Raw genomic sequence first — 10,419 nt, 5'->3', positions numbered from 1 at the left:
CAACTTCGCCCGAGCACGGTTCACTTCATGTGCATCCACACCCTCAACATGCCCCCAAACAGGACCGACAGGCAGACGTAACGGAGTCCTACTAGTGCCGCATCAGGCAACGTTCGCCCTGTTCCTGATGAGAGGATCACCTGGCAATCATCGGGGCTGACAGTCTCGGTTAGGCGAGGAGGGGCCAAGGGTGGCGACTGGCGAGCCTTGGACGGGTGACGATCGAGAACACAACGATCAGTGCCATGCTCGCTGGCGTGCGTCGTTGAATCGTTCGACCGCTCAGCCCGACTATCCGGACGAGTGGTACGACGCTCAGTGCGGAGGGTGCCGCTTCTGGATCGCGCTGAGCGGGCAGCTCGGCCAGGACTACGGGGTCTGCACCCACCCCGTCTCGCCATTCGATGGACGGGTGCGGTTCGAGCACGACGGCTGCCAGTACTTTGCGGTCCGCGAGGGCTCGTTCGGATAGACGCCGGTCAGGCGACGTTGACGCGGGCGACGACCCGGCGAAGGCGTTCGTCAGCGGCATGCTTGTTCCGCCAGATGATGTAGCGACGGATCATGCTGCCCTGGGCCTTGTGGCTGGCGTGGTCGGTGCCGTCGAGGGCGAAGTAGCGCAGGGCGGTGAACTGGGCCTCGATCCGGTTGAGCCAGGAGCTGTTGGTCGGGGTGTAGGCGATCTCCACATTGTTTGCCGCCGCCCACGTCGCAACCCGCTGGCACCGCTTCGTCGTCAGGTGCGGGGAGTAGTTGTTCGCAGACAATCGCAATGCGCACGTCCATCGGGTGCAGCGAGCGCAGGTAGCGGCAGAACTCCAGGAACTTCGACCTGTTCTTGGTCTTCTTGACGTGCCCGTAGAGCTGGTCCTTGGCGAGGTCGTAGGCGGCGAACAGATGCCGGACCCCGTGCGGGCGGGTGTAGGTCGCGCGACGGCGGGGCCGGGGCTCACGGTCGGGATCCTTGTTCCGTCCGCCGCGCTCGGCCCATTGCCGTCCGGGGTGAGGCTGGAGGTTGAGCGGCCCGAACTCGTCCATGCAGAAGACGACTTCGGGCTCGCCTTCTTCGGGTATGACCTCGCCGTCGGCGATCGCGTAGAGATGCTCGACACGAGCTTTCTTGGCCGCGTAGTCGGGGTCGCGGGAGGTCTTCCAGGTCTTTACGCGTTGAAAGGAGACGCCCTCCTCGCGGAGCAGGATGCGCAGGCCCTCGTGGCTGATGTCGTCGACCACCCCCTCGGCGACCAGGAAGTCCGCCAGCTTGGCCAGGCTCCAGGTCGAAAACGGCAGGCCGTGCTCGGCCGGCTTGGACTTGGCGATCTTCTTGATCTCCCGGCGTTCGGGAAGGGTGAAGGTCCTCGGGCGGCCGCCCTTGTACTTCGGGTAGAGCGAGTCGAAGCCGTCCGCGTTGAAGTTGTGCAGCACGTCCCGGACCCGGTCCGCGCTGGTGAACGACACCTCGGCGATCTTCGCCACGGGCATGCCCTGTGCGGATAACAGCACCATCTGGGCCCGCCGCCAGGTACCGAACCGGTACCTCTGCGGATGATCCGCAGCAACCGCCTGCCCTCGTCGTCATCAATCTCCCGGACCCGCACACGTTCAGCCACGCGATCATTCTGGCCGTCCGATGCCATCCGGCGCAGCAAACCCAGCAACGCGTCACGACAGGGCGAACGTTGCCTGATGCGGCACTAGCTTGGTCAGACCGGCTGTATACCCGTCACCGAGAGCAGGGTGGCCATCGTGTGTGCACGTCCCGCCCGTTCTTCGTTACCGGGTTTGGATAGCCGGGCCGGGACGTCTGGCTGGTCAGGCGGGTGTTCGTACCACGTTGACGATTTCGGCTTGCGGGTTGCTGGGCACGGCAGCTCCTGAGGGGTCCTGCGCCGTGTGGGATTGGGATGCCGTACGGCCGGGCGGCAGCGGTCCTGTGGTCACATTGACAGTGGCGGTATATCCGTTGGGACCTGTGATCCGAATGACGGCCGTGTAACTGGCTGATTCTGGCCCACGGTTGTGGATGCTCACCGGAACCCACAGGGCATGGCCGTCGGGCTTCGGAATGAGCTGTCGAACGGTCACATCATTCTTTGCGGCGGCTGGCCCCGCATCAACTTGGGAGCCGCCTTCGCTGCCGGACGCGGGTTCCGAGGGTGTCTCCTGGCCCGTGTCTTCCTGCACCGGCGCCGTGTCAGTGGATGCCGTTCGAGGTGTCGATGACGGCGTGGGACTGCTGGCCGAGCCCGGAAGCGAAGGCTCAGGAGAAGGACGGGCACTGGTCCTGGCGACGTCCTTCGATGTGCCGGCAGGTGAGCTGTCGCTCGTGCACGCAGATGCCATGGCACCTGCCACGATGACCAGCGCAGCTGCGACGAGGGTGCGGCTCCGCGCGATGAGGCGCGGAGCCGGTGAAGCAAAGCGAGTCACTGTAGGCCCTAACAGGCGGTCGTGCTGCGGACTGCGTCAATGAGTGCTGTTGACGACGAGGCAGAGTTCTTCATGATCGCCGTGACCTTGCCACAGCCTCCGCGCTTTTGGTACACGGGTCCTGCGTACTGGCTGAAAGTGCCCGAGTCTTGTGTGCATCCGTCGGCGATCCAGTTCGAGCACAGCTTGATCTTCATGTACTTCGCCGCGCTCGTGTTGTTGTCGAAGATGGCGCACACCGGCTGATTCTCGGCGGCGCCGGGCTTGGTGTAGATGAAGAGCGTTCCGAATCGGCGCTCATCCGGCAGTCGTTCTGCGTAGTACAGCGAGTAGCCGGTACCGCAGACGCCGGCAGCTGCGGCGGCGGCGGCCGGATCGTCTGCGGCGACCGCCCGGGTAGGTGCATTCGCTTTGGGAGAAATCAGAAGCGGCTTGCTCCCGGATTCGGCGGCTGCCGGCGGTATGCCCATGAAGAGAAGGGCAACAACGAGTAAGAGGATTGCCCCGACTGATTTTTCGGCCGAGTATTTCATTTTTCCCCCTGGCGGTCTGGTGAGGTCTGCGAAGTGATCGCGAAGACCAGACGTGCTGGATTTCCGGCACGCCTCGAAGACACTAGGACGACAAGTGCTGTGGGGGACCGGGGTAATTCACATACGGAACGTTGTCTGTCTACTTCAAGTACCCTGTGTGCGGCGAGAATGTCCCCGTCGGCCGAGATGCCGGGATTGGTCTAGACGGTCATTGGCTCATTGCTACGGACTGTGTAACCAAGATGGTGGTGTGGCTTTCCTCACAAGAGGTCAGCAATCTCAAGAAAGATGCCTTCTTAGCCACAGTGGCCGATTTCGCACCTGAAGCGGTCGTGACGTGAACAGCCCTTGGATGACAGCTTGGTTGCATTGTATCGACGCTGCTGACCCCGACGCCGTACCTTCTGTGCCCTCCCTGCGTGTCAGCGGCTCAGGCTCCCCCCATGCCGACGGCTTCCTCGGGGACGCTGCAGATCCAGCCGTCAGCGGCATTCCGTGAACGAGCCCGACGGTGCTACTGCCTGTCGCCCGCAGCGCCGCCGGGCGGACCTCAACAGGCGTCATAGCGCCACTGCCCGCGCTCGCGGGCCCACTTCTGCATCGCCTCATCCAGTTCAGGAAGGTCATAGCTGTAGCTCACGAGGGCGGTGTCGCCAGATATCAGATCAACCTTCACCAGCCTCACGCCCTGCTTGCCGTATTCACTAACCGCGTGAAGAAGCACATTCTCGTACGCCTGTCGAGGCAACTCCTCCTTACAACGAGCGGACAGGCGCGAGTACGCCGTGGCGGTGTCCGCCGTGAAATACGCCTCGCCGTAGGCACGCACCTCCCGAGCCAGCGCGGCCTCCGAATCATCGGAAGGCGCCACGGGTCCGGGCTTGGTGGACGGGCCGGACACAGGCGCTGTCGTGGGCCGGGGTCTGTCGTCCCCTGACGTGCAGGCGGTGAGTGTGCAGAAGATCAGAGCCGCGGCGATGGCCGCAGTGCAGTGGCGCATGCTCCCCCCAGTGTGTGTGCGTCGCGGAAACGTACGCGGCGCAGCCGCCGTCCAGCAAGGCCCGTCTGTGGTCGATCAGGTGACGTGGTGTCACGTGGTCTAGGGGGGCCAGAAGACGCCGCTACTCCACTGCTGGGGACTCAGGAAACCTACGCACCGCATGCCCGCCACATGCAGGTGGTGGAAAGCTGGAGTGAGTGATCACCCATGCTGAGGAGCGGTAGTGTCGCTCTACGTTCCGATTTCTCTTGTGTCGAGGAGAGTTGATGAATGACGGGCTGCAATGGCTGCCGACGGTCTATCAGTTGGGATTCTGTGTCACGTTTGTTCGGGACATAGGTATTGATGACATGATTCGCCGTATGGGTGGTGATCCCAGTACCTCGTTACTGATGACTCTGAGCCAGGCTGAGCAGGCCGAACTGCGCGACAGTGAGCCCGGAGCCGTCCTCCGGTTCGGCACATCCGGGGCGTGGTCATACGCAGCAGAGAGCTGGGGTGCCCACGGAGGTTCCGGTGCTGTGCTGGCTCGCGTCTCAGAAGGCACCGAAGCCGTCTCCTTCTCTCGGAACGAGAGGGGTCAAAAGAGCTTCTCCTGGGCCGAGTCGGGGATGCTGAAGTGTACATTCGACCCTGACGCCCCGGAGATACGCGGAGGGGCAGATCCTGATGCGTTGCTTGAAGCTCTGCACAATGTCGGGCTGCTTCCGGAGAATGAGGATGCTGCCAGTACGGCCGCGATGCTGACGATCGCCGAGCAGGTATTCGGTCTGGGTCTCGTTCGCGATGAGGTCGCTTCAAGTGAGCTGCGGTCGGTCCGCTTTCCCTGATACCGAAAAAAGTGGGGCCCGAAAAGTGTTCCGGGCCCCACTCGTTGGCCTTCTGGCCGCCTACAGGGTCTGAATCACGCAGTACTCGCTAGTGCACTTGTCGAACCCGGGCATTCGCAGATTGTACGCGTCGCCATCGAGAAGTCGTACCTTCGATGTGAAAACACCCAGTTCGCGCCCGGCTCCTTCATTGTGATCCTTTGTGATGCTGCCCCGCGCGCAAGACTCATTCCATGCCGGCGGGTTTACCCGGTCGTCGTCCCGAAGTATCCAGCGGCCGCTCACGGCGTCCTTGAAACCATAGAACTGGGCGCACTTGTCGCCGGTGAGGCCGGGGATCATTCCGCCGCTTTCCCGTGATGCAGCGAAGGGGAACTCGTCGCATTGCACCTCGGGCGGCGTGTCGGGATGCGGATCGAACTTGGCGCTGACGTTCTGACACATCCGCCGCCTGTTCGCGTCTTGTGTCGGTACATCGGCGAGGCGGTGCAGCGGGTTGGCTCGGCTACCGGGCCGGCTCTTCAGCTTGGTCTGAGCCAGCCAGTACATGGCGCTCGCCGTAGGGTACTTGGCCGTGTCCACGGTGTATGTAGGCGTAATCTTCCAGAAAACGCAACCGGGACTGTTTCCCACCTGGGCGTCACACCGCAGCTCGAAGTCCGGAATTTCCCAGATGGCCGTCGGCTCATTGTCGGCCGAAGGTGATGTCACCTTCATGAACCACTGCAGGTTGATCTTATCGAGCGTCGCTCCTGTCCACTCGTGGGTTACTTGCGCCTGTGCTATGGGCCATCCAGTTCCGTCCGTACCCCAGGCCATCTGGCCAGTGACGAGGGGCGGGTCAGATTTGCATGCCCCCGCACAGTCCGGGTCCCATGTCAGGGCGATGGAGCCGATTTCTTTGTCGATCCGGGTCGGGAAGATGGTGCTCACTTCCCGGACCAGTTTTCCGCCGTCCTTGACGCTTATTTCAGTGTGGACAAACAACTCTGCCTGCCCGATCGGCTTTTCATTGCGAAAAACCGTTGCCGTGACGTTCCGGTGCAGACAGGCCTCAAGACGACTGTAGTGGTTTCCTGAAACCTCAGAACACCATTTCACCAGGTGTAGTTCGCCAGCCCTCTTGGCCAGGGGCCGGACCTTGCTCAACTGTTGCCTCGTCGGTTTCCTGAACGCGGTCTGCGAGCTGAGACACAGTGATGTGCCAGCCTTCTTGTTCATTACCTTGCAGGCGCCGACACCTGTCCCGTCGGCCCTGGCCGAGACTCCAGCGAGGGTCTCCTTGGTGGGCTCGTGCGGTTGGTCACTGTGATCGATGTCGGGTGCGTTCGGGTTTGCCGGTGGCAGCGAAATCTCTGAATTGTTGACCTTGTAGTCCCCGGGAGCCACGGCAATGGCGTCGAATGCGACATCTTCGTCGCCCGTCCCGTCGGATGCCGTGGTCGTGAGCCGCACCCTCGGCACGTCACTGAACCTGAAGGCGCCGAGGGGAACCCAGCGGTTGCCTGTGCCCGGCTGCGCGATGGTGCGCTGCGCTGTCCACCGTCCGGTGTCGATCTGGTACGTGGCGTTTTTCGTCTGCGCGCCGTGATCAGGAAGGTGCACGTAGACCATGGCCGTACCGTTGACCTTCTGGTTGAGCTGCCACGTTCCAGTGATCTTCAGACGCTGCCCCTTGGCATCGTCCTGACGGGTGTGGCCGAAGTAGAAGTGGCCTCCGAAGCCGGCGCCCAGCTGATGGAGGTCGACCTTGGACGGGTAGACAGCCTCGGAACCGTTATTGGAGAAGGCGAAGGAGAACGAGCCCGAGTTCGTCCAGCTGTTGGTGCAACCTGGTCTGACGACGGGGGTCCCGGCCGGAACGTCGTCAACGATGAGAGCCCCTGCAGGGAGCCCGCTGACGCTGCAAGTGGGAGGGTAGGCCGTGCCGTCTGCTTCTTCCGGATAGGTTTCGTTGAAGCGGACGACTTCCCAACCACAGGTGGTGACGCAGTCGTCCTTCCAGGTGACGGGCTTGTTCCACCAGCATCTGAAGTCTGCTCTGCTACACGGCCCGCTTGTCGCAGTGTCATTGGACGCGCCGTCGGAGATCTTGCCAGGGTTGCAGGAGTTGGCGGTGCTGCAGAAGGCGTCCTCCGGGGCCCTGACGTGCGCACGGTTGTAGAGGGCGCTGCCCTTCACGTTCACGGCGGCGTTGCTGCCGTTCCAGGTGGAGTAGCGGAAGGCCGGCACCATGGTGCCCGGGGATTCAAGGAAGGACGGCGGGTGGGCAACAAAGCCCAGCACCTTCTCCTGATAGGGCCAGTACTGCGGCCGCGCTGCCGCGCTGGCGTCCTCTCCGCCGACGGCGTTCTCGAGGAAGGGCAGCCGGCCGGCATCCCATTCAGGGTTGGCGGGGTTGTTGGCCCAGCCCAGGCCCCAGGCTCCGCCATTCTGCCCTGCTGTGCTCTGCGGATAGAAGCCGGAGTTGTAAGCCCACAGGGCGTAGTACCAGTTCTCGGGCCGAGACGCGTTGCCGTGATTGACCGTCATTCCGGCAGCACGGGTCTGGTTCCACTTGTCGGCGAGGATCTGCAGGCCCGCGGCGATGTTGGCCGTGTAATCGAGGGCAGCGGCCCGCTGCTTCTGATAGGGCCAGGCGGCGCCGCCGTGCCCGTTTTCCCGGCCGGCCATCCGCATGTGGTCAGTGACCTGGGTGATGCCGTAGCCGCAGTCGGCCTCGGCGAAGTTCACGTCCCAGTCGTTCGCACTGGAGCCGTCGTAGAGGTCGATGCCGTAGTTGTTCCCGATCAAGGGATTGCCAGTGACGCCGGGCACGGCCGAACGGGACGCCTGCCACATATTGGATTCCTGCGTGGTGACGCCCAGCATGACCTGCGCCATGACACGCTCGCCGCCGTCAAGTGCCGGGTTGAGGAAGAGCTCTTGCGGCATGTAGGCGGGCATTCCCAGGTTCTTCCAATTCGCTGGCCGCTGAATGTGGGTGTTGAGATAGCCCTTGATGGCCTGGTCGACGGCCCATTCCACCTGCCGCGGCTTCGGCTGCATGGCCTGATTGCGCGGGTCGTTGCGCGGCACAGAACAGGTCCGCTCGTCCTCCACCGGGTCGGTCGGCGAGCCAGCCGCGACTGCTTTCGCCGGGCGCACCGTTCCTGCATCTGCGGAGTACCCGCCCAGGCTCGGAGCTGCGTCCCGTCCCTGTCCGGCGTTCGGTGACTGCCGCCGAGCAGGGTCCACGCTGAAATCTGCCCTGCGGCCGGTCTCGCGCACGGTCAGCGACATCTTGACCAGGCGCGCCTTGCCAGAGTCGCCCGGCAGCAGGAGCGTCCCCTTACCGTCTCCCCAGACGGGCTGGGTGACGAAGCCGGCGCCGCGCGTGGTGACAGTCGCGTCTTTCGGGCTGCCGGCCAGAACCTGCACCGGAAGGTCCTGCACCGAAGGCGCGGCCAGGCGCGCCACCTTGCCAGTGGCGAAGACGGTGCCCCCGGCGCGCGTCAACCCGGTCTCCATAGCAGGTCCCTGTGCCAGGACAACGGGCCGTGCCAGTTGAGCGTCAGGGCTGGTGACCGCGGCACGAGGCAGGCGTTTCACCCTGGCGGTCGCACCGTCCTTGTCGAGAAAGACGACCCCGCCCTTCCCATCGGGAGTCAGCCTGTACGGCACGCCGTCGGTGCGGGCGAGAACCGTTCCTCTTCCTGCGGCGTCGACCTCGATAACCCCCGCACGGGCGGCGCCAAGAATCTTCCCGTCCGCCGCGGGAACCGCAGAGGTCACCTGCCCCCTGGTCTCGACAGGCGTGGACAGCCTGCCAGTGGCGGCATCCAGCCGTACCAGGCGAGTGCCGGGCTTGTCTTCGCCTCCGGACTGGGTGAGCACCGCGGTCTCCCCGGTTCCGCACCCCGGGTTGTAGTACGACAAAGACGCCTGCAGATCGAGCTTGGTGACCCGCCCGCTCGCGAGGTCCACGACGGCGGTGAACCCGCCGCGCGCCATCAGCTTGGGCTTGTTCGTAAACGTACGCGGGGCGTACACGACCACAGCGCGCTGCCCGGAACCCGTCACGCACGCATTACCGATCCAGGCATCAGCATCGAAACCCGGCTCCACGAGAGTGGCTGCAGTCTTCCAGGCATACCCATCGCTCTCACGAGCGATCAGCAGGTGGAAGCCGGCGGCATCACCCGTAGTGGTCCACGCCACGTCGCCGGACTTCTCCCAGCCAGCACCCAGGGCGGTGCGACGGTCGGCCGGGGCGACCTCGGCTGCGTCCACGGAGGCTGCCTGCACCCCTTGCGCCGCAGGGCTGGCGACCGCAGCTGACACATCCAGCTGAAGCAGACCCGCCAGCGTCACTCCCGCCGCTATCGCGGCGAGGGCTCTCGATCTCTTGCGTAATCTCAACACGACTCCTTCTGTCTGTGGGATGGCCTATCCAGTGGGTGCTGGCAGGCCAGGCACCCCGCTCAGGTCGCGGGGTATCGCGGGCAGCGCGACGAGGCACCAACCGACGACGGTGTCGGTCAGCGCCGGGCGCTCGTTTACGTGAAGGGGATGCGCATGTCAGGCTGGGATGGTTGCGTACAGCCCACAAGGTCAGGGCAGGGCCGCGCAGGCCCGGTCAATGAGCCTCTCAGCAGCCAATTACCACAGGGAAGATGTCCGTAGAGCACTCGACGCAGGACTGCCCTCGTACCTGACCAAGTTCATGAGTTGCCCCCGCGGAACTCTCGTGATTCTTCCCCGAATGATCCAACACGACGGCGTAAGCCAACAGCAGGAGAAAACGCGCCTACTTCAGTTGGTAGGACATGTCATCGACCTGCTGCGAACCCTCCGTGCCGGGTGCAGAATTGACCGTCGTGCTGGCGGGTGGCGTACTCGTGCCCTTCCAGGCTGAGCGGACCGAAAGCCGCACGGACAGGCTGATTTTCGGCCTGTGGGGGGTGTGAGGCGGTTGTGGAGCGTTGCTTGATTGCGAACATGGTCACGCTGTCCGAATCCTTCCGGCAACGCGCTGACGGAGACGAGTAGCCAGGGAACACGCGAGCCGAGATAACCGCCGGAAGCTGGGAAGGCGGTCTCGCGCCCCGAGGCGAAGACCCTCCCGAGCGCGGGGAGGAACGACCCCCTTTGGGTGGTCCAATGCCCCGCCGGCCGACCCCCGTTACTGGGCCTGAATGAGGCCGCCACCTGGTGGCGGCGAAAGTGCGGTGGTACCACGAGTTGCCCTTCTCGCCCGCACTCCAAAGGGATCATGACGAGGTCCTTCGCAGGACCGAAAGTCTCCACAGCCGCGTACACGTCTCCGAGCTGCGAGAGCAAGTCGGCGGTCGTGCGCCGGTTCGGTGGGTTGCGCCGGAGTTGACCTGGATCGACCTGGCTCCGGGGTATCTGCCCCTTCGGCGCGGCCAGTTGGCTTTGTCCGCGAGAGCAAGCCGCTCAGAGTCAGCTGAGAAGCTGTCCTACGTTTTAGGCGCGGGTCTCAGCCGGTCATTCGTAGGATCGGTGACACCCAGGGGCTCCAGGTATGGCTCAGAAGCTGTTGCCGTCTTCAAGGCTGCTGACACTTGGCCGCCCGGAGCCCCGCGACGACTCGACCGCTGATTGGGATACGCGACTCGATCGC

Annotated in this window: 5 protein-coding genes and 1 pseudogene; 2 read left to right on the top strand and 4 right to left on the bottom strand. The window is 64.0% G+C overall.

The window, feature by feature from the left end; all coding sequences use genetic code 11:
- Positions 1-190 precede the first annotated feature (190 nt).
- Complete coding sequence (locus tag ABZS64_RS38505; protein WP_355839752.1) at positions 191-472, top strand: DUF3027 domain-containing protein; 282 nt, start codon at positions 191-193, stop codon at positions 470-472.
- A gap of 7 nt (positions 473-479) precedes the next feature.
- On the opposite strand, the pseudogene ABZS64_RS38500 reads toward ABZS64_RS38505, so the two are convergent.
- From ABZS64_RS38500 to ABZS64_RS38490, 3 genes and pseudogenes are all read right to left on the bottom strand, one after another.
- Positions 480-1,610, bottom strand: a pseudogene (locus ABZS64_RS38500) (IS630 family transposase).
- An 828-nt stretch (positions 1,611-2,438) separates the two neighbouring features.
- Positions 2,439-2,963, bottom strand: a complete 525-nt coding sequence (locus ABZS64_RS38495; protein ID WP_355839750.1) for a hypothetical protein — start codon at positions 2,961-2,963, stop codon at positions 2,439-2,441.
- A gap of 550 nt (positions 2,964-3,513) precedes the next feature.
- Positions 3,514-3,834, bottom strand: a complete 321-nt coding sequence (locus tag ABZS64_RS38490; protein ID WP_355839748.1) for a hypothetical protein — start codon at positions 3,832-3,834, stop codon at positions 3,514-3,516.
- A gap of 395 nt (positions 3,835-4,229) precedes the next feature.
- Here ABZS64_RS38490 and ABZS64_RS38485 point away from each other — a divergent pair, with 395 nt between their 5' ends.
- Positions 4,230-4,793 (top strand): DUF6461 domain-containing protein, encoded by a 564-nt coding sequence (locus tag ABZS64_RS38485; RefSeq protein WP_355839746.1) that lies wholly within the window; start codon positions 4,230-4,232, stop codon positions 4,791-4,793.
- A 60-nt stretch (positions 4,794-4,853) separates the two neighbouring features.
- Here ABZS64_RS38485 and ABZS64_RS38480 read toward each other — a convergent pair whose 3' ends face one another.
- Positions 4,854-9,065 carry a hypothetical protein gene (locus ABZS64_RS38480; RefSeq protein WP_355839744.1) on the bottom strand — a complete coding sequence of 1,404 codons (4,212 nt, stop codon included), beginning with the start codon at positions 9,063-9,065 and terminating at the stop codon, positions 4,854-4,856.
- Positions 9,066-10,419 lie beyond the last annotated feature (1,354 nt).

The sequence above is a fragment of the Streptomyces sp. NPDC005408 genome (assembly GCF_040606445.1).
Classification (GTDB): Bacteria; Actinomycetota; Actinomycetes; order Streptomycetales; family Streptomycetaceae; genus Streptomyces.
The sequence above is the reverse complement of the archived record's forward strand: the minus strand, read 5'-3'. Positions and strand labels throughout refer to the sequence as shown.